Origin of the sequence: Spirulina sp. CCY15215 (assembly GCF_016888125.1) — a bacterium.
In the GTDB taxonomy this organism is placed as follows: domain Bacteria; phylum Cyanobacteriota; class Cyanobacteriia; order Cyanobacteriales; family Spirulinaceae; genus CCY15215.
The window spans coordinates 1-24,984 of record NZ_JACSWA010000519.1 but is presented as its reverse complement, the minus strand read 5'-3'; the positions used below and the strand labels follow the sequence as shown (position 1 = coordinate 24,984).

The following is a 24,984-nucleotide window of genomic DNA, read 5'->3' as shown; positions in this document are numbered from 1 at the left end:
TAACCGAGCGATCTTGCGGTTCAACAAGCCATCCTAACTGAGAACCATGCTGCAAACAAAAGACAATTTTCCCGATAACTTGGTTTGCAGATTGCTCGGGTGATAAAATTTCAACGATCCAATCGGGGTAAGTTGTAAATCGATTGATAATTTCATTATTCTTATCTAGTGGGATTCTTTCCCATTGAAAAATAGCAATATCGGGGACGACAGAGCGATCTCCAAATGTACAGCGAATTTCAGTCAATGCTAAAGCCAGTTTTTGAGGCTCGCTAAGTTGATTGATTTCTGAACACAAGCGACTTTGAATGCGGCTATGTTTTCCTTGAGGCATAGGTTTTTGAATGATTCTTCCTTTAATATATTCACTCGCAGGTTGGGTTTCGGGAAGTTGCAAGAATTCTTCTAAAGTTAATGTTTGTGCAAGGGGACGAGTAACAACCATTTTCTATTTCCAATGTTTAACTCTATTATAACTTGTCATCTATATTTAATTTCTCAGAGTGAAGATTTTACATATTATTACCGATCTGGATATGGGAGGAGCAGAAATGATGCTGTATCGACTGCTCTCTCGCTGCGATCGCCATTCTTTCCAACCTACTGTTATTTCTCTCATGGATCGGGGTTCTTTAGGCGATCGCATTGCCGATCTTGATATTCCCGTGCATACTCTCAACTTAAACCCGAAATCACCTTCATTGAAGGCGATCGCTACACTTTTAAAGCTCGTGCGTCAGATTCAACCTGATATTATTCAAGGGTGGATGTATCATGCCAATTTAGCGGCAATATTTACAACTTTATTTTACCATAGACCCTGTATTTGGTGCATCCATAATTCTTTATATTCCCTCGAATACGAAAAGAAAAGAACCACCGCGATCGCGTTAATTTCTAGTTTACTTTCTCACTTTATCAGTCAAATTATTTTTGTTTCTCAAACCAGTTATTTGCAGCATTTAGATGTAGGTTATAATCGCAAAAAAAGTTTGGTAATTCCTAATGGTATCGATACCTCTCTTTTTGTGCCTTCTCCTAATGCAAGAAAAAGCATACGAAAAGAATTAGGATTATCAGAAAATAGTTTATTGATTGGCGCGATCGCACGTTTTCATCCCCAAAAAGATCATCAAAATTTCTTACAAGCTGCGGCTTTATTATTGCAGAATCAAGGCGATCGCGATCTTCATTTTCTGCTCTGCGGTCAGGGATGCGATCGCGCCAATCTAACTTTAACTCAACTCATCGAAAAATTAAACTTAACTGACAGAGTTCATCTTTTAGGACAACGAGATGATATTCCTAAGATTATGGCTGCTTTAGATATTGCCACATCATCATCTTTTACGGAAGCATTACCTAATGTTATTGCTGAAGCGATGTCTTGTAGTGTTCCTTGTGTTGTGACTGATGTAGGAGACTGTGCTAAATTAGTTAGTAATACAGGAAAAATTGTTCCGCCAAAAAATTCAGCAGCATTAGCACAAGCATGGAAAGAATTACTCAATCTTGGAGATGAAGAGAGGATTAATTTAGGACAACTCGCTAGAGAAAGGATTGAAAAATCTTTTTCTTTAGAGATAGCTGTACAAAAATACGAAAAATTGTATCAAAAATGAGATGAGGTCAATTTCTAGAGCTATTCTATTACTAGAAATACCAACAAGCGATCTTCTGAATTATTATTATCTGAAAACAATGCTTACTCTCGAAAATACCCCATTAATTCTACAAACTCGTCCTGCTTTTGAAATGACAGACGAACAGTTTTTTGAATTCTGTCAAATTAATTGTAACTATCGTATTGAACGGAATGCTAAAGGAGAATTGCTTGTTATGTCGCCTGTAGGAAGCGAAACAGGACATTATAATGCTAAACTGACTCAACAATTAGGCAATTGGTGCGATGAAGATGGAACGGGAATTGATTTTGATTCTTCTGCGGGTTTTACTCTTCCCAATGGTGCAGCGCGATCGCCAGATGCGGCTTGGGTAAAGTTAGAAAACTGGCAAACAATTCCCTTAGAACAACGCCGAAAATTTGCTCCCTTATGTCCTGATTTTGTCGTTGAATTGCGCTCTCCTAGTGATAACCTTAAACCGTTACAGGAGAAGATGGAAGAATATATCGAAAATGGAGCATCTTTAGGTTGGTTAATCGATCGCCAAAATCGCCGAGTTTATGTCTATCGTCCGCAAGTTGCAGTGGAATGTTTGGAATCGCCTACAATGGTTAAAGGCGATCCTCTTTTATCGGGGTTTGTTTTAAAGCTGGAAAAAATTTGGTGATAAAGATAGTCAATATGCTTGTATTTCTTCTTCACGGTGTCAATACAAAAACAGTACAATATGCTGGTTCTTTACCAGATTTAATTAAAGAAGAATTTCAAAAAAATAATTCTCCTTTACCATTTTTTTACTCTGGGTTTTGGGGAGATAATTTAAAAGGGACTCATGCAATTTGGAGAGAAATCTATCAGGAATTACATCGTAAAAAAACTCAGAATCCAAATTTTAATCCAGATTTTGTCGTATAATCAATTAAAAGAAATCAAAAACATCCGCCGCGATTATGATGATAGTAATCTTATAGCTTTGTACCTAACATTCGATTTAGAAGTGGAAGAAAATTGTCATCAAGCACTCAAAGAAATCTTAGCAGAATCTTTTGATGTTGAAAATGTGAGCATTACAGAATACGATGAAATAGGTGAAGTCTTTGGACTACCGGAACAAATTGAATTAGATATCATTATCAAAAATAATTTGTTGATTATTTGGGAAATGCAAGCATGGGTAGACAAAGTTAGTGTTTATATGTTTGATGGAAAAGTTAGATTCTACGAAAAACGCTATCATCAAACCGTAAATCGAAAAATAATAATCTCCGCCGTTGTATATCCTAAAGGGCAAGAAATTAGTCAGAAATTGGGCATTGAAATATATCACTGTGCTAGAGATGTAGTAGTGTCATAATGCTTATGCCAATATCTATAACTTACTCCTAATGTGTGGAATTACTGGGTTTTGGAACTTATCGGGAGATAATTCACCCGATCGCCTACAAGAAATTGTCGAAAAAATGTCCTTCCGACTCTTCCATCGCGGGCCCGATGCTGGGGGGAGTTGGGTGGATGAAAATGCGGGAATTGCTTTAGGACATCGCCGACTCTCCATCCTCGATCTCTCCCCAGAAGGACATCAACCCATGCTTTCGAGAGGCGATCGCTACGTCATCATTTTCAATGGGGAAATCTACAACTTTTTAACACTACGCAAAGAACTCGCACAACTCGGACACCATTTTCGAGGGCATTCTGATACGGAGGTGATGCTGGCAAGTTTTTGTCAGTGGGGAATAGAAGGGGTAGTTAAACGCTTTATCGGAATGTTCGCCTTTGCCCTTTGGGATCGTCAAGAGAAGGTTTTGCATTTGTGCCGCGATCGCATGGGGGAAAAACCCCTCTATTACGGCTGGATGGGGAAAACTTTCCTCTTTGGATCGGAATTAAAATCTTTAAAAATTCATCCCGACTGGTGCGGAGAAATCGATCGCAACGCCCTCGCCCTTCTTCTGCGTCACAATTACATTAATGCGCCCCATTCTATTTACAAAAATATTTATAAACTGCCTCCCGGAACGCTTTTGAGCCTCAAACAGGGGGAAGAACGTCCCGAACCGATTCCCTACTGGTCATTGCAAAACGTGGCGGAATATGGGGCAGCAAACCCCTTTTCCGGGAACAAACGGGAGGCGATCGCGCAACTCGATATCCTGCTGCGAGATGCGATCGCCCAACAAATGGTCGCCGATGTTCCCTTGGGAGCCTTTTTATCCGGAGGGATCGACTCTTCTCTGATTGTGGCCTTGATGCAGGCGCAAAGTTCTCAACCCGTGAAAACCTTTAGCATTGGCTTTCACGAGGAAGAATATAACGAGGCCAAATATGCCAAAGCCGTTGCTCAACGTTTAGGCACCGACCATACCGAACTTTACGTTACCCCTCAAGATGCCTTGGCGATCGTGCCTAAACTGCCAACCCTTTACGATGAACCCTTCTCCGACTCCTCCCAAATTCCCACCTTTCTCGTGGCACAATTAGCACGGCAGCAGGTGACGGTGAGTTTATCGGGAGATGCAGGAGACGAGCTTTTTGGGGGCTATACCCGTTATTTCATGGGGCAACGTTTTGGGGAAAGTACGCGATTTTCTCCCCTGAAAAAAGCCCTCGCATCGGTTTTAAAAGCGCGATCGCCCCAAGCCTGGGATCAAATCTTACAACCCTTAAAAACGTTCCTTCCTGACCCCTTCCAACAGCGCCAAATTGGGACAAAACTTCACCGAGTCGCCGATGTTTTGAGTTTAGAGAGTCCAGAAGCCATTTATCGCAGTTTCGTCTCCCACTGGCAACAACCCGAGGAAATTGTTATCGACGCGATCGAGCCAGAAACTGTCCTCAATACTCCCGCACTCTGGGCAAATCTTGCCAATTTTTTCGAGAAAATGATGTACTTGGATGCGTTAACCTACTTACCGGGGGATATACTCGTCAAAGTCGATCGCGCTGCAATGGGAGTCAGTTTAGAAACCCGCATTCCCTTTCTCGACCATCGGGTTATCGAATTTGCTTGGAGTCTTCCCCTGGCTTGGAAAGCCCCCGAGGAAGGACAGGGAAAATGGATTCTCCGGCAAATTCTCGCCCAATACGTCCCCGCGAAACTCTTTGAACGTCCGAAAATGGGGTTTGGGATTCCCATCGATCGCTGGTTGCGGGGAGAATTGCGAGACTGGGCTGAAAATCTCCTCGATGAAGGCCGTTTGCGACAAGAGGGCTACTTTCACCCCCAACCCATCCGCCAAAAATGGCAAGAACACTTGTCAGAAAGTCACAATTGGCAATACTATCTTTGGGATGTTCTCATGTTTCAAGCGTGGTTAGAACAGAATTTTTGATCGGAAACAGAGCAACTTCAAAAACGAAAAGATAAATTCCTATGTCTGAAGAAATTCTCCGCAAACATCGAGATATTTGGAAAAAAAAGCCGATTATTCGCGAACTTTATACGCGTTGGTATCGAGAAATGGCCGCACAATTAGTTCTAGGGGATACATTAGAATTGGGTGGTGGAAGCGGTAACTTTAAGGAATTTGCTTCCAATGTTGTCTCCTCCGATATAATCCCCTTGCCTTGGATTGATGTTGTTGCAGATGCTCAAAGTTTGCCGTTTGAAGATTGTAGCTTCGATAACATCGTTCTTTTTGATGTTTTGCATCACATTGAAAATGTTAGCCTGTTTTTCAATGAAGCATTACGAGTTCTCCGGTCAGGAGGTAAGTTGATTCTCATGGAACCCTATATTTCCCCAATATCTTGGTGGATTTATCATTTTATTCATCCAGAACCTGTTAATTTTAAACAAGATCCACTTGCTTGGGTCGAACAATCTCCCCTTCGCCAACCCTTTGATGCCAATCAAGCGTTTGCCACGATTTTGTTTGAGCGTCAATTTAAAGCATTTCAAAATAAATACCCCCATCTTGTGAAAATTTATCATAGAAGAATGGCATTTTTTGCTTATCCTTTAAGTGGAGGTTTTGACAAATCATCACTAATACCACTAAATCAATTAAAATGGATTCTAAACTTAGAGGAAAGATTATCTTTTTTAAGCGCTCTCTTGGCCTTTAGAATTTTAGTGGTTTTACAAAAGCAAAATTAGTGTTAACTTGATACCAATCTGATGTAAAAGAGTAAAATGCACTTTATTGTCACGGGAGGATCCGGTTTCATTGGCTCTCATGTCACCGAACAGCTTTTAGCTAATGGCGATCGTGTGACAGTGTTAGATAATTTCAGCACGGGAAAACACGATAATTTACCCGAGCATTCTCAGTTAACTCTCGTGCAGAAAAATATTCTCGATTGTACTGTTGAGGATTTTAATCTCCCCGTTGATGGAATTGCTCATCTTGCGGCCACTCCTTCTGTGGAAAGTTCTTGGATCGATCCTCTAGCGACTCACAATAATAATTTATCCGCAACTCTGGCCGCAATTCAATTGTGCCATAAACTACAATGTCCTCGTTTAGTTTTTGCCAGTTCTGCCGCAGTTTATGGAATGCCGGAAACTTTACCGATCACAGAAGATCATCCGACAAAACCTATTTCTCCCTATGGTTTGCAAAAATTAGTGAGCGAACAGTACGGACAATTATTTACTAGGGAATATGGGTTGACTTTTGTGGCCTTGCGGTTATTTAATGTCTTTGGCGATCGCCAAGACCCAAGTTCTCCCTATTCAGGAGTGATTTCTAAATTCCTCGAAGCAATGAAAAATAATACTCCCATTACAATTTATGGAGACGGTTCGCAAACCCGCGATTTTATTAGTGTTCGCGACGTTGCTGTTGCCTTCTCCCAAGCGTTAACCCTTCCCTTGCCTAACACGCGAGAATTAATGGTGAATGTGGGAAGTGGGCGATCGGTTTCTTTACTTGAGTTAATCGAAAAACTCAAGCCATGCTATCCTCATTGGCAAGAAAATATTCAGTTTATGTCATCGCGATCGGGAGACATTGACAATTCTCTAGCTAATATAGAAAAAATGAGCCTGTACCTTGAATTTAACTGGGAACTTGATTGGGAATTGAATTTGAAACAATTATGTGACAAATCATTAGAGGTATAGCCATGACAAGTATAAATAAATTTTCACACCCGTCCACACAGTTCTCTACTGAAATATCAGCTAGCAAAAAAAAAAGAATTGGTATTCTGATTGTTGCCTACAATGCTGTAACAACCTTAGTCAAAGTTTTAAAACGAATTCCAACTGAAGTTTGGGAAAATGTTGAAGAAGTTGTTGTTTTTGATGATGCAAGTCAAGACAATACATACGAACTTGCTTTTGGATACAAATTAACTTCTAAAATTAAGCACTTAGAAGTTTTTCGGAATCAAAAAAATCTAGGATATGGCGGTAATCAAAAATTGGGATATCAATACCTAATTGACAAAAATTTTGATGTTGTTGTTTTACTACATGGTGATGGTCAGTATGCCCCAGAAATCCTTTCTCATCTTTATCAACCAATCGTGAGGGGTGAAGCTGACGCAGTATTTGGCTCTCGCATGATGTCCGATTATGGTGGAGCTATGAAAGGAGGAATGCCACTTTATAAGTATGTTGGCAATCGAATTCTGACAACTTTTGAAAACTGGACTCTCGACATGAATTTGACAGAATTCCATAGTGGATATAGAGCATATAATCTACATTGTTTGAAACAAATAAATTTGTACAATATGACTGATGACTTTCACTTTGATACAGAAATAATTATCAAACTCCATCATCAAGGATTTAAAATCAAAGAAGTTCCCATTCCCACTTACTATGGCGACGAGATATGCCATGTAAATGGGATGAAATACGCAAATGATGTGTTCAGATCGGTACTCCGCTACAAAAAGACAATTAATTCAACGCATCGTTGTCACGAATATGAGGAGTATTTTGTAAACTATCCTATCAAGACAAGTAAATATTCTAGCCATTACTTCTTCAGTCAATTAGCAGGTTCAAAAAATAGAATTTTAGATATAGGGTGTGGTGAAGGTTTCTTTGCCTCTCTCATTGCTAGTAAAAACTCTGTTACAGGAATCGATCACGTTGAACACCCAATACATGAATCAATCTTTGAGAAATATATTAGCACTGATTTGGAACAAGGCTTACAACCGATATATTGTGAGATCGGAGATTGTCAATTTGACCGCGTTTTACTCCAAGACGTACTAGAACATTTACGATTTGCTAACCCGTTACTAAGAGATTGTCACAGTCTTCTAAAAGAACAAGGACTGCTATGCGTATCAGTTCCTAATGTCGCCAATATTACCGTGAGATTATCTTTACTGCTTGGCAATTGGACATACAGAGAAAGAGGTATTCTAGATAAAACCCATTATCGGTTTTATACTCGAAAGACAGCTCGAAAATTGCTGAAGAAAAATAATTATGATATCATTAGAGAAATGATGACTGTTATGCCAATTGAATTAGTTTTAGGTTTACCTGCCAAACATTGGCTGATGGTTATTCTAAATCGAATTCTTGTCTTTTTTACAGCTTTAATGCCAGAATTGCTTGGATATCAATGTGTTTTCGTGGCACGAAGCAAAAAAGTGAAAAATGACTGTAAAACTGACTAGCAACCCTTAGATTTTGATTAAAATAACAAACAAAATGAAACTATTATATTCATTGAAATCAAAAAAAATCGCGATCGATTATCTCATTCCCAGCATTGTATTTTGTTGGCCGATCCTTTACTTTTTTCGACAAGTTATTCCTATAGGAGGTAAATATTTCCCTATTGGCAATGACTTCGATATACTCTACTACAATTACAAGGCTTATCTTCTCGATCATCTCGTTCACTTTAGTTTTCCGTTATGGTCTCCATCAGAAGGAGGTGGATATCCATTTTACTCAAATCCATTTGCAGCTGCATTTTATCCTCTCAATTTACCCCTAGCAATTTTTTATAAACTAGCCGGTGGATATACCCGTTTCGATCATCAACTTTTTACAGTTTTAGGAATCTCAATCTTTGCATTAGGATTATTTTTCTGGCTTAAGCAATTCAGATTAAATCTAAGGGCAATTTTATTTGCAACACTAATAATGTCAGTTAGCTTTAAAGTTGCTGAAATTCTTAGATTTCCTAATGCAGTACATACCGCAGCTTGGTATCCTTGGATTCTTTTTGCCGTCACAAAAATTATTTTCAGTCAATCAACTCGTGAATCTTTTCGCTATAGCTTTGCATTAATCTTTTTTACAATCTGTTTGCTCGCTGCAGGATACCCTTATTATATATTCTATTCTGTATTTCTATTTGGTGCTTACTTTATCATTTTCCTGATTCCCGATCTCAGCACCAAATTCTTCCAGAAAGAGAAAACGCAGAAACCAATATACACATTATTATTCCTAACAGGTTCTTTTGGTATTTCTAGCTTGATTTGCCTGCCTTACTTATACAATGTAAGCAAGTTATTACAAGATATAAGCCAGCGAGATGGGAAAAATATTGATTTTTCAATGAGTCTTTCTTTCTCTTTTCAAGATACTTTAGGATCTCTCATTTTTCCACCAACTTCTCTTACAGAAGGTTGGTACTATTTTGGGATTTTGAGTGTTCTGTTGATCTTGTTATACATTTTTAGCTTTGTTAGTAGATCAGTTTATAATCGTAAAATCACAATAAATTCAGAAGAAACAAAAAGCGATCGAGCAAGTATTCAGGAAATTTGGTATTTAGGAGTTGATGTCAAACTCTATTTTATTGTTTACCTTGTAATTATTAGCTACATTACCTATGGTGGAAAATCTTGGCTATTCCGCTTACTCTGGGAATATCTGCCCTTATTCTCTAGTCTTCGCGCTTGGTCGCGGATGAATATTATTCTAGTTCCTATGCTATCAATTTTATTGGCTATTTCTTATCAATATTTAGAAGATGTAATTCTCAAAGATAAAATTAAGACCCACCGATGGAAAAATATCTTTATTCTAATCGCTAGTTATTCTGCTATTTTAATTACTCAGCTTTACTTTTATCTCAATAAAATATACGATAGTCATGGTTATTGGCTTCTACACTATGGACACGTTGCATCCCAAGATATATATTTTGTTGTATATGGTGCATTAGCATTTTTACTGTTGGCTTATATCTTGTGGAATTCTAGAAAATGGCTCTTTTCTCAGAAAGTCTTAACCATAGTCTGTCTAGTATGTATTATTTTGACAACCCTAGATACTAGGGGAGTTGGAGCAAAAATGTGGGGAATTCGAGCCAATGATGGGAAAACTTCGTTTGATTATGTTCAACTATTCGATGTTCCATCTCACCAAGAATTTAATATTCCTGCTGCTAACTTAAAGTCTTTTAGCATCCCGCGAACCGAACATACTTTCATTTCTCTCTTTCCACAATTTAACGCAGGTACGGTAGGAGATTGGTTTTTCAAGCGTTATAATCAGTTTTTTAAGTTTTCAGAAAATGAACCCGAAGAGAGAAAAAAAATACTGGGAATAGTAGATGGACAGAAAATATATTTCTCAGAATCTATCAATCATGCTAGCATTCATGATTTCCTTGAAGATGCAGAAAAATATAAAAACTTTGCTCGAGTTATTTCTTATACAGGCAACAAGTTAGTTTTAGATGTCAGTATTACTCAAAAAGGCTATCTGAGTTTTATCGATAATTGGGATAAAGATTGGGAAGCAAGTATAGATGAAAAACAAACACCAATTGAATTATTATTTGCAACGTTTAAATCTGTACCTATTAAATCTGGTCGGCACGAAATTATTTTTACTTATCGACCAAAATTATTTTTCTTTTGATAAAAATAATTTTTAGACGTAATCCATACTATTATAAAACCAGAATTACTGAAACCGTGTTTATTTTTTCAAATAGAACCAAACAAAAACCATTTCAATTAAGTCATCCTTCTCAAGAATGCAAACTATTAAGTATTGTTATTCCCGTTTATAATGAACAAGAAACAATTGAATTAACACTTCAAAAACTAGAGTCTCTTAGCATTGATTGCATTGATTTAATACAATTAGAGGTTATAATTATTGACGATTGCAGCCAGGATGATACTCCAAATCAGATCAAACAATTTTTGGATAACAGTGAGAATAAAACCAAATTCATTTCTATTAGACATGATAAAAATCGAGGCAAAGGTGGTGCAGTGAAAACAGGGTTTGCAAATGCTACCGGAGATATTATTATTGTTCAGGATGCAGATTTAGAATATGATTCTAATGAAATTCCCTCAGTTATAGAACCAATTTTAGAAGGGAAAGCGGATGTTGTTTATGGTTCTCGATTTATGGTCAAGAAAGCATCGAGAGTTCTTTATTACTACCATTTTCTAGCAAACAAGTTTCTGACATTTTTAAGCAATTTATTTACAAATATGAACATGACAGATATTGAAACAGGATACAAAGCCTTTCGTTCAGAAATCATAAAAAATATGATCATTCACTCTTGGGGATTTGGTTTTGAAGTAGAAGTAACAGCTAAAATTGCTAAGCTAAATTGTCGTGTCTATGAAGTTCCTATAAGCTATTATGGTAGAACCTATGAAGAAGGCAAAAAAATTGGTCTTATGGATGGGGTAAGAGCAATTTTTTTGATTTTTTATTACAATCTTTTTGTGAATCAGAAAAAATCTTTCCAAAAAGATTTTCTTTCTAAATGAACCTAGCATGATATGATTAGAGTACGATAAGTGGTATTAGTGTTAGATTCTTTCCTAAACAGCCATCATATCTTGAATCATATCTCTTGAATCATATCAAAAAAGTACATTGAAACTAAAGCAATGTCTCGATCTATCTTTTCGCAAAACACTATAAAGAAAATAGTGCCCCCAATGGCTAGTTTCTTGATTTCCATTATAATTTACCTATTGGTTTTATGGATTCCCATACCTCAAGCGATTGGATTCAATGCTCGCTATGGTTTTTTTATTGTTATTATTCCTATCTGTTTTTTACTATATTTTGCCTATCAAAAAAAAGGTTGGATAGGAATCACACTTTCTCTAAGTTTAACCTTGGTTCTTTTTGCACTTCCTCTATCGGGAGTTTGGAGTAACTCAATCAGTGATGGGAGTATTATTGGGGGATTATTGCCTTGGAGTGATGCAAGTGGTTACTATGGTGATGCAAGACGTTTGTTGGAAGGAGATCGCGTTCAACCGTTTTCGTCAAGAAGACCTTTATTTACTGGCGTGCTGGCTGTAATATTGGGGCTAACACAACAGAATCTACAGATAACATTTGCAATCTTTGTCGCAGTTAGCGCTCTTTCGTGTTTTTTTCTATCTCGCGAAATTAAGAAAAGTTATGGCGCTATAGGTGGTCTATTTGTTATCGTAGTTCTTTTCACATTTTACAGGCGTTTTGCTGGAACAACTTTGACTGAAAACTTGGGGTTTCCTTTAGGAGTACTAGGATTTACTATTCTTTGGCGTGGAGTGCTACAACAGTATAAATTATATTGTTGTCTTGGAATTTTTGTAATGACTCTTGCTTTAAATGCTCGTGCAGGAGCTTTTTTTGTATTGCCAGCAGTCGTTCTTTGGGGAATGTGGTTTTTTCGCAAAGGAAATCGTCCTTCCATGTCTTTTTTACTAGGGAGTCTGGGTGCTATTTTCTTGGGTTTTTTCTTAAACCAACTTTTATTTAAAACAATAGGAGATCCATCGGGAGCTACTTTTTCAAATTTTGCTCACACTCTTTATGGATTAGTTTCTGGTGGTCAAGATTGGACGCAAATTCTGAAGGATAATCCTGGAGTCCAAGAGAATCAAATGTACGCCTTAGCGTTTGAGGCATTTTGGAAGAATCCTTGGGGCATTATTCAAGGTTCTATCAAAGCATGGCAATTATATTTCGATCCCAATCAATTGGGGGCTTTTAGTTTTATAAATGTTAAATTTCATCCTCTAACAACTGAGAGAATTCGTCGGTTTTTTTATTTTGTAAGTCTTCTTGGTTTCTGCACCTGCTTTTGTCAATTCAAACGACCAGAAAGTTCTCTAATGATTGCTCTAAGTTTTGGCATCCTTTTATCAGTTCCTTTCGTTCCACCTTGGGATGCTGACTCTATGCGAGCCTATGCAGCAACTATACCGATTTCGGCAACGTTACCAACTTGTATACTTGGATTTGAATTAAATCAAAAAAGAGAAAATTTCGCTCGAAATTTTCCTCTTAGATTCGATCCTTTACTATTTTTTGGTATTTCTTTTGCTTTGTTTAGTGTATTTGCACCAATTACAACAAAACTATTAAGTAAACCTGCTAACTTTTCTGAGATAACTTGCCCAAATAGTACCGAACCTATTTACTTAGCACTCAACTCTGGTTCGTTGATTGAATTGGTGAATGATGATTTTTCACACTCTTATATTCCCAAAATTCGTATTAGTGATTTTAAAAAAGGAATGGCAGAATTTGCTACAGGCTATCCTGAAATTGCAGAGGAACTAACAAATCAGGATATTATTTCCCATTCTGTAATTTCCCATAATGGGATAGATTTAAAAACTAAGCGACACGTTTGGCTATTTGCCAATTCTGAACTTTTGAGCGATCGCAATGGAATTATGGCTATATGTGGTTCAGTCGAAGATAAATCGCCCTTGCAACCTTATGGAGGATTTTACGTGGAGTCAATTGAAAAAGTTGGAGATTTATGAAACATAACCTGCTTCTGTCACTCTGGGAGATTTCAACGAATTTACGCCATCACAACCAACGGAAAATCAACGTTTCAACCAGATTTGACAGAAGAGGGTTCGTTTAACTTTCATGAATTTCCCTGAGTTTTCGCTTTGCGTATAAAATATTAAAGCATTCATTTCAATTATTCCGTTCTAATCTCATTATGAAACTTACTCAAACTCATTCTCTGGAAAAATGGAGAAAGCGCAATCTTTATTATTACAAAGATATAGAAAGTTTATATCAGTTTTGGGTTGAGCCTCACTCCAAAGTATTAGAAGTTGGATCGGGTTTAGGCAGTCTCCTTGATGCTGTTAAACCTCAATCAAGTTTAGGTATTGATATCAATTCTCTGGCGATAGAAAATGCTCAAAAAAAATATCCTCACCTAGAGTTTCAATTTGAAGATATCGAAAGTTTTCTTCCTCAAGAAATTTTTGACTATGTGCTAATGGCTAATACTTCAAGCTATATAGAAAATATTCAAAAAGCCTTTTATAATATCCAAAAATCTTGTAATCCTAGGAGTCGTTTTATTGTTACTTTTCACAATCCAGCTTGGGAACCTATTCTTAAATTTGCCACGGCGATCGGCCAACGAATGCCTCTTCCACCCCTCAACTGGCTCAATCGAGAAGATATTGACAATTTACTCCATTTGGAAGGATTTGAAACTATTTCCTATGGCAAACGATTGCTATTTCCTAAATTTTTCCCTCTCGTTTCTTGGTTTTGCAATCGAGTTCTCGCCCCTCTCCCTGTTTTTAATCGACTTTGTTTAACAGAATACATTATTGCTAGACCGCAAATCAATAATGCAGAAATTGATCGCAATATCCAAGAAAAAACCTGTTCTGTGATTATTCCCGCACGCAATGAAGCTGGAAATATCGAACGTTGTATTGTTGAAATGCCTCGACTTGGCAAACATACCGAAATCATTTTTATTGAAGGTCATTCAAAGGATAATACATGGGAAGAAATTCAGCGTATTAAAGAAAAATACGATCGAGAATGGGATATTAAAATTTGTCAGCAAACGGGAAAAGGGAAAGGAGATGCCGTGCGTCTGGGTTTTTCAATGGCAACTGGAGATGTTTTAATTATATTAGACTCAGATCTAACAGTTAGACCCATAGATTTAGTTTATTTCTTTAAAGCTGTCGCATCGGGTCAAGGGGAAATGGCCAATGGGTGTCGATTAGTATATCCCATTCCTAAAAAAGAAATGCCTTGGTTAAACCGCATGGCAAATCGCTTTTTTGCTTGGTTGCTTTCCTATTTATTAAATACAAAAATAAAAGATTCTCTCTGCGGAACAAAGGCAATTTCCCGAGAAAATTATCTGCGTCTTGCTGCAAATCGTGACTATTTTGGAGATTTCGATCCTTTTGGGGATTTCGATCTGCTTTTTGGGGCAGCTAAATTAGGATTAAAAATCACAGATATTCCTGTCAGATACGTTCCAAGGACTTATGGTAGTTCTAATATTCAGCATTTTAAAGAAGGTATTGTTTTACTGAAGATGTGTCTTTATGCAGCACAGAAAATGAAGTTTATTTAGAGAGCGATCGCCTAACAGTGATTAAAGGTAAATTTTGTTATAGTCTTAATAATAATGCCTAATTTTCGTAATGACTATTGCTGCTACTAAAACTCTCTCCTTACAACAATTCCTTCAATTACCGGAGACTAAACCCGCACAAGAGTTCATTGAGGGAGAAATTGCTGTCAAACCCATGCCTAAAGGAAGACATAGTTGTTTACAGTATGAAGTCTGTAATGCAATTAATCAAGTTACCAAAACTGCTAAAATTGCCTACGCTTTTCCCGAATTGCGGTGCAGTTTTGGGAATCGTTCCCTTGTTTCGGATATTGCTGTTTTCCGATGGCAACAGATTCCCTTTCTTCCAGACGGACAAGTTCCCGATCGCTTTACAATACCCCCAGATTGGACAATTGAAATTCTTTTTCCAGAACAGAGAAGCAATAAAGTTATTGGCAATATTTTATATTGTCTGGAATATGGAAGTCAGTTGGGTTGGTTTATCGACCCAGATGACCTCAGCATTTTGGTGTTTTTCCGCGATCGCCCCCCCTTACTTGCGCGGGAGGATGATATCCTACCAATCCTAGATGGAATGACATTAGAACTTACTGTAAATCAAGTGTTTAACTGGCTCAAAATAGGAATTTAGCCAGATACAAACAATCTCCCGATCGAACTTTTTTTATGCCTTCTTCCTCCGACAAAATCCGCGTCATGCGAATTATCGCCCGTCTCAATGTCGGCGGTCCGGCGCGTCATGTGGTTTTATTGAATTCTAGTTTAGATAACTCGCATTATCAAAATCTCCTCGTCACGGGCATTGAAGGAGTAAGCGAAGGCAGCATGAAAGATTTAGTAGAAACTCATAAATTAGAGATAGAAATTATTCCCGAACTCGGACGCGAAATTGCCCTTAAAAATGACCTATTCGTACTTTGGAAACTCTATCACCTCATGCGCCGATATCGCCCGCATATCGTCCATACTCACACCGCTAAAGCCGGACTGGTGGGACGCATTGCGGCGAAATTAGCAGGAGTTCCCATCATCCTGCATACCTTTCACGGCCATGTTTTCCACGGCTACTTCAGCCCCCTGAAAACCAAACTATTTATTATCCTCGAAAAATTCTGCGCGATACTCAGCGATCGCATTATCACCATCAGCGATCGCCTCAAAGAGGAAATAGCCGCCTATGGAGTCGCCCCCCTCGATAAAATCGAAATCGTACCCCTCGGCTTCGATCTGTCTCTATTTGCCGCACAGAAACGCCATTCAGGACATTTTCGTACCTCTATTGGTATCCCTTCTGAAGGTAAACTCATCGCCGCCGTTGGTCGCCTCGTCCCCATCAAAAATATTCCCTTGCTTCTCGAAGCAACTGCGATCGCCCGTCAAAGTGACCCGACAATTTATCTTGCCCTCATTGGCGATGGGGAACTGCGATCGCACCTCGAAACCCAAACCCGAGAACTTGGTATCGCTGAAGCCGTTATTTTTACCGGCTGGCAGCAATATCTACCCCAAATTTACGCCGATCTCGATGCTGTTATTATTTCCTCTGATAACGAAGGAACCCCCGCCTCCCTCATCGAAGCAATGGCCACAGGATGTCCCGTTATTGCCACCCAAGTTGGGGGAGTTCCCGATTTAGTCAGCCAAGATAGAGGGAGAATGGTTTCTCCAAGAGACTCCCAAGCCCTCGCCCAAGGGATTCTCGACCTGTGGCAAAATCCAGACAAAACCCATAGCCTCGCCGTCAATGCCCGAGAATATGTTCTGAAAACTTATACTTCTCAGCGATTAATTGGGGATATTGCCCAACTTTATGAAAAACTGTTAAAAGTCAAAAATAGCAAAATTTTCTAGTAATCCCATGACTCGGATGGAGTTGACTGTTTACTGTTAAGTGAAAAAAATATCGTGAAGGTAAATTTAACTTTAACCCTTACTGTTCTCCTGTCTTGTCTTATTTCTCTCACTGGAACTTATGTCATTAGAAGTGCAGCCTTGCACTTTCATTGGTTGGATCGACCAGGACAAGGGAAAGTTCATGCAACCCCCATTCCCTTACTGGGTGGAGTGGGCATTTATGCGGGTTTTGTGATCGCCTTCTGGATCACCAACTCTCAAACAATTTTGCAGCAAAGTAGTGCAGTCCTAGCTGGTGCCACCCTCATCACTATTATCGGACTTTACGACGACCTACGGGGCATGAAGCCTTTACCCAAACTCATTGCCCAAATCTTGGCTGCGGGGGCATTAATTGCTGGGGGAATTTACGCACAAGTCACGGGAATCTATAGTTTAGACATTGCTATTACCGTATTTTGGGTCGTGGGAATTTGTAACGCCCAAAACTTATTGGACAATATGGACGGTCTTTCGGCTGGTGTGGCTGCGATCGCCTGTTTCTTTTTCACCCTTCTTGCTGTTTCTCAGGGTCAAGTGATTATTGCAGCAGTCTCGGCAGCACTTTTGGGGGCGACTTTGGGATTTTTGCGCTTCAATTGGCATCCTGCGACGATTTTTATGGGAGATACGGGGAGTCTTTTATTGGGTTTTCTTTTGGCTGCTTTGGGTATCCAACTGCGATTTCCCAGCGATCTCGTGTTGAGAACATGGATGATTCCTATACTTGTCCTTGCTGTTCCTATTTTTGACACCACTCTCGTTAGTATTTCTCGCTTACGTCGCGGTTTGCGCCTTACCGATGGAGGGAAGGATCATGTTTCTCATCGCTTGCGGAAAATGGGATTGGGAGTCCGTCAGTCTGTTGGGGCAATTTATTTAGCCAGTGGTGTTTGCGGTACTGTTACCTTGCTGATTGCCCTAGTTCATAACACGGTGTTAACCTATATCCTTACTGCGATCGTCATTTTAGCCGGATTAACGGCACTTTTCATCTTAGAACAGGTCGATCTTTCCGATACGGGACAACCCCAGAGACGGTAAATAATTTATCAGCACACCATGATTAACAAAACAACAATTACCAATAATCAACCCCTCGATTGCGATCGAAGCAAGCAACCTATAACTAAAATTGCTGTACTTGGATTGGGATATGTTGGTCTACCTGTTGCTTTAGCTTTTGCAAGAAAATTTGCCAATACTGTTGGCTTTGATATTAATAGTCGGCGTGTCGATGAATTAAATGCAGGGGTAGATAGTACAGGAGAAAGCGATCGCCAAACCTTAAAGCAAACTACCCTCAAAATCACTGACAATCTCAAGGATATCGCTGCAAGTAATTTTTATATTGTTGCTGTACCCACTCCTGTTGACAAAAATCACCAACCGGATTTAACGCCTTTAATTAAAGCCTCCCAAACCCTCAGTAAAATACTCAAAATAGGCGATATTATTGTCTATGAATCAACGGTTTATCCTGGGGTAACGGAAGAAATTTGCGGGTCGATTTTGGCGCAAGTTTCAGGATTGCAGCAAGGTCGAGATTTTAAATTGGGATATTCCCCAGAACGCATTAATCCAGGGGATAAAAATCATACTTTAGAGAAGATTGTTAAAGTTGTCTCGGGAGAAGATACAGAAACTTGCGATCGCATTGCTGAAATTTACGGTGCCATTATCGAGGCAGGCGTTTATTGCGCCCCTTCCATTAAAGTTGCAGAAGCAGCTAAAGTGATTGAGAATATTCAACGAGATATTAATATTGCCCTAATGAACGAACTGGCGATTATTTTCGATCGCCTAGATATTCGCACTTCTGATGTTCTTGCTGCGGCCAGAACTAAATGGAATTTTCTTCCCTTTAGCCCTGGTTTAGTCGGGGGGCATTGTATCGGCGTAGACCCCTATTATCTCACTACAAAAGCGGAAGAATTGGGCTATCACCCCCAAGTTATCTTAGCGGGACGGCGAATTAATGACGGCATGGGAACGTTTTTAGCGCAACGATTAATTAAACTTTTGGTTGCTGCTAATCGTCCCATTCGTGATGCTAAAGTTGGGATTCTCGGCATTACTTTTAAAGAAAATGTGTCCGATCTTCGCAACAGTCGCGTTCCCGATATTGTTACTGAACTATGGCAATTTGGTATTTCTCCCCTCGTCCACGATCCCCATGCCGATCGCGAAGCCACAAAAGCAGAGTACGATATTTCTTTAGTCAATTGGGAAGACTTGTTAACATTAGATGCAATTATTCTCGCGGTTCCCCATCAATTTTACTTGTCTCTTCCTCCGGAAAAACTCCTCACTCTTTTACATTCTCAAGGGGTGTTTATGGATGTAAAATCGGCGATCGCCCCCGAAATTCTACCCCAAACAATTTCTTATTGGAGTTTATAAAAAACCAAAAAGCAGGAAGAATATATCCTTCCTACTTTTTAAACTCAGAAAATTCTCTGTTAAATTTTCTTGTTCAGCCTCCAGCTTGGATTGTTTCTTGTTCCTTTAATTCCAATAATTCGGGAACTGTTACAAATTCGTACCCTTGTTCTTTTAATTTGGCAATAATTTGGGGTAAAGCAGAAACAGTCTTGGTGCGATCGCCGCCACCGTCGTGCAGTAAAATAATTCCCCCAGGACTTGCTTCACTTAAAATGCGTCTGGTAATGCCTTGACTAGATTCATAATAGTCTTTAGAGTCAGCCGACCACATTACCACCGTCTGACCTTGTTTCGCTGCATAACTAGCCATACCATTATGAAGATAGCCACCGGGAGGTCGAAATAATTTGCTTTTCACTCCTGTAGTTTTCTCGATCCACGCGGAAGTATTCTCAATTTGTGCTGCGGCCCCTGCAGGAGATTGCATAGCATAGGGATGACTCCAACTATGATTAGCGAGGGCGTGACCTTTAAGGTGAATCTGTTTTGTTTTTTGGGGATATTCTCGCACATTTCTCCCTAACAAAAAAAATGTTGCTTTGATATTGTGATAATCGAGAATATATAAAATGTTATTGGTGAATTTTTCTGAAGGACCATCATCAAAGGTCAAGGCAATGACTTTACGATCGCCCTGCAATTTGACATCTGTAATGGTTTTGCCCTGAAACTGTTTGGGGAGAGGAAAATCAGTGAGTTTCTCCACTCGTCCCATTTCTGTAATGTTTTTTGTTGCCAAACTCGGTAACTGTCCCAAGCCGAGGCTAAGTCCGTCAAGCTGAGAGGAAGCGCTATTGGCAACGTATTCGTTGGCGGCGCGTCCCGCAGGAATGCTTAAGCCGGCCATAAAACTTAAAGTAGCCGCGCCCAACGCAACACCCAATTTATGCTTGAAAAATTGATGTTTGAGGGTGGGACGTTGCTGTTTAACTAAATTGTTGTTGTTATCGGAATTCAGCTTGTGTGTGCTCACGCCTTCAGTTTTCCCAAAAGATAGGTTGCGGCAGAAAAGAAAACTTTAGTGTTGTTTTCTCGTGATACGATTTTATGTTCGAGTTCAAGCCAGTCGATCTGAAGCAATTATAAGTCTTATCTTCATTAAAGCCCGATCGAAAAGGAACAATATTATTTTAACTTGTAACTTTTAAGATTTGACTGGCTGACTCTACAATCTTTTTGCACCACATCCAAATGATATCCGGAATATTCTCCAGTATTCTTAAAATTTATTAAAACTATCAGAGGGAAAAAGAGGTGTTGGCAAAACCGTCCCCTTTTCAAGGACAGCATTGCAAAATTTCTTGAATCACCTGTTCGATGGTTAACCCGTCGGTTTGGACTTCGATCGCATCGGAGGCTTGGCGAAGGGGAGCCATTTTACGGGTGCTATCGAGGCGATCGCGTTCACGAATTTGCGCTTCTAGTTCTTCCTGAAAGACTAAACCATAACCTCGGTCTTTCAAGTCCTGCAAGCGCCTTCTAGCACGTTCTGACACGGAAGCGGTTAAAAAGATTTTCACTTCAGCATCGGGAAATACATGAGTGCCGATATCGCGACCTTCCGCTACCAAACCACCTTTTTCTCCCCAATGGCGCTGTTGTTCGACCAAATGGTGACGGACGGCGGGATGTTTGGCGACGGCGGAGACATTGGCCGTCACTTCGGGAGAGCGAATAATCTCGGTCACATCTTGGTCATTAATATAAACTTTTTGATTATCCTCCCCCTCGGGTTGCAGGAATTGAATGGACGATCGCGCTGCTAGTTCGGCGATCGCCGCTTCGTCTTCCACAGAAACCCCTGCCTCTAAAACCAGCCAAGTAAGGGCGCGATACATGGCTCCCGTATCGAGATAAATATGCCCCAATTGACGGGCAATGCGTTTAGCAGCAGTGGATTTACCCACACCCGCCGGTCCATCAATGGCGATAATGGGTTGGCGCTGGCGCAAAATAACATTATCAATCAGACGGGTTTCCCCCACTCGGGCGGCGATCGCTAATAGTCCTGATTCTTTAATCATTTTTAAGGGTTCTAATGTCATGGGGTGAACACATTCCACATACTCAACGCGAACATTGTTTTCTCCTGCTAGTTCTCGAGTAATAATATCAAGTAAAATTTGCCCTTGCACTTCTCCAGATTGAAAGGACTCTCGTGCCTTTTGCAAACTGCGAAACAATACCGTCGCTTGTTGTCGTTGGCTGGGACTTAAATATTGATTGCGGGAACTATAGGCTAAACCAGAGTTTTCCCGGGCGATGGCACAGGGGCGAATCTCAACTGGAAGGCATAAATCTTTCACTAAACGCCGAATAATTGCCAGTTGTTGAGCGTCCTTCTCACCAAAATAGGCTCGGGTCGGTTGCACGATCTGTAACAATTTAACAACAATAGTGGCAACTCCGAGAAAATGTCCAGGTCTAGATGCGCCGCACAACCCCGACATCATTGAGGCAGGAGGTAAAACTCTAGTCAGGTTTTCCCCGATCTCTCCTGATGTTCCCATTTCCGTTACAGAAGGGGCAAAAACTGCATCAATTCCAAGGCGATCGCACAGTTGGCGATCGGCTTCCAAAGTGCGAGGATACTGGTCTAAATCCTCGGTGGGGGCAAATTGAAGGGGATTCACAAAAATACTCGCCACAACAATATCATTGTCCTCGCGAGCCATTTCCAGCAAGCGCTGATGCCCCTGATGTAATGCGCCCATTGTCGGAACGAAGCCAATGGCTCGTTTTCGCCAATAGCGACCCAAATAGGCTCTCAAGCCAACAATTGTCTGAAACAGATGCACTTTACAATTAGCGATTATCAATTATTAATGAACCATAGTAATTGATAATCGATAATCACCTGTCATTTATTGACCTAAGATTTCGACTTTAACGGGAGCAACACCGCTTCCCAGCATCCCAATAGAACTTGCTGCAGCACGGGACAGGTCAATGATGCGGCCACGAACGAAGGGTCCGCGATCGTTGATCCGCACGGTGACGCTGCGACCATTATTCAAATTGGTGACTTGAACTCGCGTACCGAAAGGTAAAGTTTTATGCGCCGCCGTCAAATCGTTTTGGTTGTAGCGCTCTCCACTGGCACTGCGCCGTCCGTGGAAATAACCGCCATACCAAGAAGCCATGCCTTGTTGTTCCGATCGCACGCTATAATTGCTCGTTGGAGCAGCATAAGCGATAGAGCGAGGACGGGTTTCGATATCCGCGATCGCCAATGAAGGCGCTCCTCCGGTCAAACGCCGTAATTTATTCACAATTTGCAAAGTGTCTCGCTCCCAATTTTTGGTGCTGTTGAGCAGAATTGCCGTGTCATCCACGGTAAATAATTCTGTCTCGCCAACGTGAACAACATAGGTTTTCCGTTCTGCATTCCAAGTGGCGGTAATCTTGGCTGCATCTTCCGGACTGAGGCGATCGATTTTTTCGGCGGCTAAGGTGGCTCGCCAGAGGGGATCTTCTTCAGATTCGACGACGCTAGAAACGAGGCCTTCACGAATTTGAGCAGGTGTCACCACACCAATATCTTCAGTGAGAGATTTATTACTTTCTGCTGACTCTTCCTTGGCGGTTTCCAAGAAAGTGATGAGAGGAAGACGATGGACGTAGAGGGTTGCGGCGGGGGTTTCGTCTTTTAAATGGGGATAAATGCTGGTAATTGCACGGCTAGGAATGTTGGTTTCTAAAGAATTGGTATCGGGTGCAGCGACAACCTCCTCTGGGTTTTCTTGGCTATTTTGCTGTGTTGGCTCGTGGAGAGAAGAAATATCTCTAATTTCTGCGCTTTGGGTTTCCGTTACTTCTGTCGTGTTAGCGATGGCCGCACCAGAAGTGGCAATGAGTACGGTAGCAATGGAGCTACCCAACAGTTTGTAATTCATACGCTTTTAGTTCGCTTTTAGTTGCTGGTCGTTAATGTAATAGTCGTCGAACTCGATTTGGCCCCTGATGTCGTGACTCATTATTAAGAACTGCAACAGACTAACACGAAGTTTTACTTTGCGGATCCCTGGTGGGCGATCGCGTTTCTGCTCAATTGGGACGGCAAAATTGCTGAAATTCCCCTCGGCCATGCGATCGAACCGCCTTTCTTTATAAATTTTTGTTAAGAATTTTGAATTTCTTTGGCGTAAAGGATAAGCAAATATGACTACCGAAAGATTTTAGATTCTGCGATCGCTAAACAAAAGATATAACGGCCTCAAGAAAATGTTGAAACTCAAGTATCGTATTTTAAGGACTAAACTACTCAAGAGCGATCGCCATACATAATTACCGTAGCATCACTTTCATCCACGTCGAGATCGCTGAAACTATCGAGGGGAGAAGTTTGTTCTCGAGGGGCAGGGGGGGACTCTTCAACCACAAATTCAACAGAAACTTTAATCTTAACTTTGGCATTGCGCCAGCCTTTGGCATCAGTTCTGAGGATTTCGCACTCGACTCCTTCATTAAACCACTTGAGAAAGTCCGATTGTTCGCCTTCTGGACTGACTTGGTTTTTATCTATTTTGATGCCTTGATTGCCTAATAGTCCCAGCAATCCATAGCCAAAATCATAACCGAAACATTTTTGTAGAGCTTGTTTGAATTTGCCGATTTTAAACGCATCATCACCAAACGCAATAACATCATTATCATCGAATCCCTCCTGAAGACTGTTTTTTCCCATGATGACTCCTTTTTTTGATCTTCCTAGAGAACTTGAAGGATTTAACCTTCTTTGACTTTCCTCTACCATAACCCGGACTGAAAATTTCTCCCACTAGAGGTAAATTGGGCAAATTGTTGGGATTTATCCTTATCTATCGGCGATCGCGGCAGATTTCAAGGGTAAAATCGAGGGTAAGATATTTGGGAAAATTACCAATGGGACAGGAAATTGAGCGTAAATTTTTAGTACGGGGGGAGGAATGGCGATCGCTGGGGACAGGGATTTCCTATCGCCAAGGTTATTTTCCCACTTCCCCAGACTGTACGGTGCGAGTGCGGATTGCAGGCGATCGCGCTTATTTGACGATTAAGGGGAAAACTAAGGGAATCTCCCGCAAGGAGTTTGAATATCCCATTCCCGTCTCAGAAGCGTCAGAAATGCTTGAGGAATTGTGCGATCGCCCTTTCATTGAGAAAATACGTTATAGAATCGCGATCGGCAATTTAGTCTGGGAAGTAGACGAATTTACCGGAGAAAATCAGGGTTTGATTTTGGCTGAAGTAGAATTAGAGAATGAAAATCAGGCGATCTTGCTTCCAGAATGGATCGGTCAGGAAGTTTCTCGAGATCCCCGCTATTTTAATTCCAATTTAGCGCGATCGCCTTACACTCATTGGCGCGATCGCTAAACCACTATTGTTAGGACAAACCAGAAATGAATCCAACTTTACGAAAAATTACTTACAGCATGGATCTACTAATTCCGGGCTTTTATCTCTGGTGGGGTTCTTGGGGACTGGTTTTGGGAGGAGAAGAACCCGATGACGAACCTTATCGCTATCCCGGAACTCTTCACAGCCAATTTGGAATTGCGATCGTCCTACCAGGATATCAAATTTGGACAAGTTACAAAGGAAACTATGATCCTAACTCCAGTTCGGGTATTGTAGAGTTTACCTAAAAATATAATCAATCTTCATTTGAACAAAATGTCGAGCGCAGTCCCTACCCATAATCTTTGATTTGGGTAGGGTTAGCGAGACCAACAAAGGAAATCGCGAAGCATCCGACT

The 24,984-nt window shown here is 40.3% G+C and carries 23 protein-coding genes; 18 read left to right on the top strand and 5 right to left on the bottom strand.

Features of this window, described 5'->3' with window-relative positions:
* Positions 1–445 (bottom strand): Uma2 family endonuclease (locus tag JUI58_RS17695; protein ID WP_204105126.1); only part of this gene is annotated, 445 nt, incomplete at its 3' end.
* 58 nt (positions 446–503) lie between these two features.
* Here JUI58_RS17695 and JUI58_RS17690 point away from each other — a divergent pair.
* The 16 genes from JUI58_RS17690 to JUI58_RS17615 all read left to right on the top strand — a co-directional run bounded on the left by JUI58_RS17690 (position 504) and on the right by JUI58_RS17615 (position 19,201).
* Positions 504–1,622, top strand: coding sequence for a glycosyltransferase (locus JUI58_RS17690; protein ID WP_204105125.1), 1,119 nt, complete (start codon positions 504–506; stop codon positions 1,620–1,622).
* A gap of 79 nt (positions 1,623–1,701) precedes the next feature.
* Positions 1,702–2,292 carry a Uma2 family endonuclease gene (locus JUI58_RS17685; RefSeq protein ID WP_204105124.1) on the top strand — a complete coding sequence of 197 codons (591 nt, stop codon included), beginning with the start codon at positions 1,702–1,704 and terminating at the stop codon, positions 2,290–2,292.
* Between the two features lie 14 nt (positions 2,293–2,306).
* Complete coding sequence (locus JUI58_RS17680; RefSeq protein WP_204105123.1) at positions 2,307–2,540, top strand: hypothetical protein; 234 nt, start codon at positions 2,307–2,309, stop codon at positions 2,538–2,540.
* Positions 2,530–2,979, top strand: coding sequence for a DUF3782 domain-containing protein (locus JUI58_RS17675; RefSeq protein WP_204105122.1), 450 nt, complete (start codon positions 2,530–2,532; stop codon positions 2,977–2,979). Before JUI58_RS17680 ends, JUI58_RS17675 begins: the two co-directional genes overlap by 11 nt.
* A 31-nt stretch (positions 2,980–3,010) precedes the next feature.
* Positions 3,011–4,957 carry an asparagine synthase (glutamine-hydrolyzing) gene (gene asnB / locus JUI58_RS17670; RefSeq protein WP_204105121.1) on the top strand — a complete coding sequence of 649 codons (1,947 nt, stop codon included), beginning with the start codon at positions 3,011–3,013 and terminating at the stop codon, positions 4,955–4,957.
* A gap of 41 nt (positions 4,958–4,998) precedes the next feature.
* Complete coding sequence (locus JUI58_RS17665) at positions 4,999–5,724, top strand: class I SAM-dependent methyltransferase (RefSeq protein WP_204105120.1); 726 nt, start codon at positions 4,999–5,001, stop codon at positions 5,722–5,724.
* A 36-nt stretch (positions 5,725–5,760) separates the two neighbouring features.
* Entirely contained in the window at positions 5,761–6,693 is a 933-nt protein-coding gene (locus tag JUI58_RS17660) for an NAD-dependent epimerase/dehydratase family protein (protein WP_204105119.1), read from the top strand.
* Between the two features lie 2 nt (positions 6,694–6,695).
* Positions 6,696–8,219, top strand: coding sequence for a bifunctional glycosyltransferase/class I SAM-dependent methyltransferase (locus tag JUI58_RS17655; RefSeq protein ID WP_204105118.1), 1,524 nt, complete (start codon positions 6,696–6,698; stop codon positions 8,217–8,219).
* A 34-nt stretch (positions 8,220–8,253) separates the two neighbouring features.
* Positions 8,254–10,428: a YfhO family protein gene (locus tag JUI58_RS17650; protein ID WP_204105117.1), complete on the top strand. Its 2,175-nt coding sequence runs from the start codon at positions 8,254–8,256 to the stop codon at positions 10,426–10,428.
* A 56-nt stretch (positions 10,429–10,484) separates the two neighbouring features.
* Positions 10,485–11,306, top strand: coding sequence for a glycosyltransferase family 2 protein (locus tag JUI58_RS17645; RefSeq protein ID WP_348539918.1), 822 nt, complete (start codon positions 10,485–10,487; stop codon positions 11,304–11,306).
* 123 nt (positions 11,307–11,429) lie between these two features.
* Positions 11,430–13,313: a hypothetical protein gene (locus tag JUI58_RS17640; RefSeq protein WP_204105116.1), complete on the top strand. Its 1,884-nt coding sequence runs from the start codon at positions 11,430–11,432 to the stop codon at positions 13,311–13,313.
* 188 nt (positions 13,314–13,501) lie between these two features.
* Positions 13,502–14,902, top strand: coding sequence for a glycosyltransferase (locus tag JUI58_RS17635; protein ID WP_204105115.1), 1,401 nt, complete (start codon positions 13,502–13,504; stop codon positions 14,900–14,902).
* A 70-nt stretch (positions 14,903–14,972) separates the two neighbouring features.
* Positions 14,973–15,536 (top strand): Uma2 family endonuclease, encoded by a 564-nt coding sequence (locus tag JUI58_RS17630; RefSeq protein WP_204105114.1) that lies wholly within the window; start codon positions 14,973–14,975, stop codon positions 15,534–15,536.
* 35 nt (positions 15,537–15,571) lie between these two features.
* Complete coding sequence (locus JUI58_RS17625; protein WP_204105113.1) at positions 15,572–16,756, top strand: glycosyltransferase; 1,185 nt, start codon at positions 15,572–15,574, stop codon at positions 16,754–16,756.
* A gap of 54 nt (positions 16,757–16,810) precedes the next feature.
* Complete coding sequence (locus JUI58_RS17620; protein ID WP_204105112.1) at positions 16,811–17,842, top strand: MraY family glycosyltransferase; 1,032 nt, start codon at positions 16,811–16,813, stop codon at positions 17,840–17,842.
* Positions 17,843–17,860: 18 nt separating this feature from the next.
* The gene (locus tag JUI58_RS17615) at positions 17,861–19,201 is read left to right on the top strand and encodes a nucleotide sugar dehydrogenase (protein WP_204105111.1); all 1,341 of its coding nucleotides are present in this window, start codon (positions 17,861–17,863) and stop codon (positions 19,199–19,201) included.
* 73 nt (positions 19,202–19,274) lie between these two features.
* Here the strand turns inward: JUI58_RS17615 and JUI58_RS17610 are convergent, their stop codons facing one another.
* The 4 genes from JUI58_RS17610 to JUI58_RS17595 all read right to left on the bottom strand — a co-directional run bounded on the left by JUI58_RS17610 (position 19,275) and on the right by JUI58_RS17595 (position 23,930).
* Positions 19,275–20,216 carry a polysaccharide deacetylase family protein gene (locus JUI58_RS17610; protein WP_348539917.1) on the bottom strand — a complete coding sequence of 314 codons (942 nt, stop codon included), beginning with the start codon at positions 20,214–20,216 and terminating at the stop codon, positions 19,275–19,277.
* Between the two features lie 304 nt (positions 20,217–20,520).
* The gene (locus tag JUI58_RS17605; protein ID WP_204105110.1) at positions 20,521–22,041 is read right to left on the bottom strand and encodes a bifunctional pantoate--beta-alanine ligase/(d)CMP kinase; all 1,521 of its coding nucleotides are present in this window, start codon (positions 22,039–22,041) and stop codon (positions 20,521–20,523) included.
* A 66-nt stretch (positions 22,042–22,107) separates the two neighbouring features.
* Entirely contained in the window at positions 22,108–23,139 is a 1,032-nt protein-coding gene (locus JUI58_RS17600; protein WP_204105109.1) for a septal ring lytic transglycosylase RlpA family protein, read from the bottom strand.
* Between the two features lie 368 nt (positions 23,140–23,507).
* Complete coding sequence (locus JUI58_RS17595; protein ID WP_204105108.1) at positions 23,508–23,930, bottom strand: KGK domain-containing protein; 423 nt, start codon at positions 23,928–23,930, stop codon at positions 23,508–23,510.
* A gap of 197 nt (positions 23,931–24,127) precedes the next feature.
* On the opposite strand from JUI58_RS17595, the gene JUI58_RS17590 reads away from it, so the two are divergent.
* Positions 24,128–24,601 carry a CYTH domain-containing protein gene (locus JUI58_RS17590; RefSeq protein WP_204105107.1) on the top strand — a complete coding sequence of 158 codons (474 nt, stop codon included), beginning with the start codon at positions 24,128–24,130 and terminating at the stop codon, positions 24,599–24,601.
* A 26-nt stretch (positions 24,602–24,627) separates the two neighbouring features.
* Complete coding sequence (locus JUI58_RS17585) at positions 24,628–24,873, top strand: hypothetical protein (RefSeq protein WP_204105106.1); 246 nt, start codon at positions 24,628–24,630, stop codon at positions 24,871–24,873.
* The last annotated feature ends 111 nt before the right edge of the window (positions 24,874–24,984 follow it).

Bases quoted from the DNA above. Each gene is read 5' to 3' on its own strand.
- JUI58_RS17685 (WP_204105124.1), top strand. From the start codon at position 1,702: ATGCTTACTCTCGAAAATACCCCATTAATTCTACAAACTCGTCCTGCT.
- JUI58_RS17680 (WP_204105123.1), top strand. From the start codon at position 2,307: ATGCTTGTATTTCTTCTTCACGGTGTCAATACAAAAACAGTACAATAT.
- asnB (WP_204105121.1), top strand. From the start codon at position 3,011: ATGTGTGGAATTACTGGGTTTTGGAACTTATCGGGAGATAATTCACCC.
- JUI58_RS17665 (WP_204105120.1), top strand. From the start codon at position 4,999: ATGTCTGAAGAAATTCTCCGCAAACATCGAGATATTTGGAAAAAAAAG.
- JUI58_RS17660 (WP_204105119.1), top strand. From the start codon at position 5,761: ATGCACTTTATTGTCACGGGAGGATCCGGTTTCATTGGCTCTCATGTC.
- JUI58_RS17655 (WP_204105118.1), top strand. From the start codon at position 6,696: ATGACAAGTATAAATAAATTTTCACACCCGTCCACACAGTTCTCTACT.
- JUI58_RS17650 (WP_204105117.1), top strand. From the start codon at position 8,254: ATGAAACTATTATATTCATTGAAATCAAAAAAAATCGCGATCGATTAT.
- JUI58_RS17640 (WP_204105116.1), top strand. From the start codon at position 11,430: ATGTCTCGATCTATCTTTTCGCAAAACACTATAAAGAAAATAGTGCCC.
- JUI58_RS17635 (WP_204105115.1), top strand. From the start codon at position 13,502: ATGAAACTTACTCAAACTCATTCTCTGGAAAAATGGAGAAAGCGCAAT.
- JUI58_RS17630 (WP_204105114.1), top strand. From the start codon at position 14,973: ATGACTATTGCTGCTACTAAAACTCTCTCCTTACAACAATTCCTTCAA.
- JUI58_RS17625 (WP_204105113.1), top strand. From the start codon at position 15,572: ATGCCTTCTTCCTCCGACAAAATCCGCGTCATGCGAATTATCGCCCGT.
- JUI58_RS17615 (WP_204105111.1), top strand. From the start codon at position 17,861: ATGATTAACAAAACAACAATTACCAATAATCAACCCCTCGATTGCGAT.
- JUI58_RS17600 (WP_204105109.1), bottom strand. From the start codon at position 23,139: ATGAATTACAAACTGTTGGGTAGCTCCATTGCTACCGTACTCATTGCC.
- JUI58_RS17595 (WP_204105108.1), bottom strand. From the start codon at position 23,930: ATGGGAAAAAACAGTCTTCAGGAGGGATTCGATGATAATGATGTTATT.
- JUI58_RS17590 (WP_204105107.1), top strand. From the start codon at position 24,128: ATGGGACAGGAAATTGAGCGTAAATTTTTAGTACGGGGGGAGGAATGG.
- JUI58_RS17585 (WP_204105106.1), top strand. From the start codon at position 24,628: ATGAATCCAACTTTACGAAAAATTACTTACAGCATGGATCTACTAATT.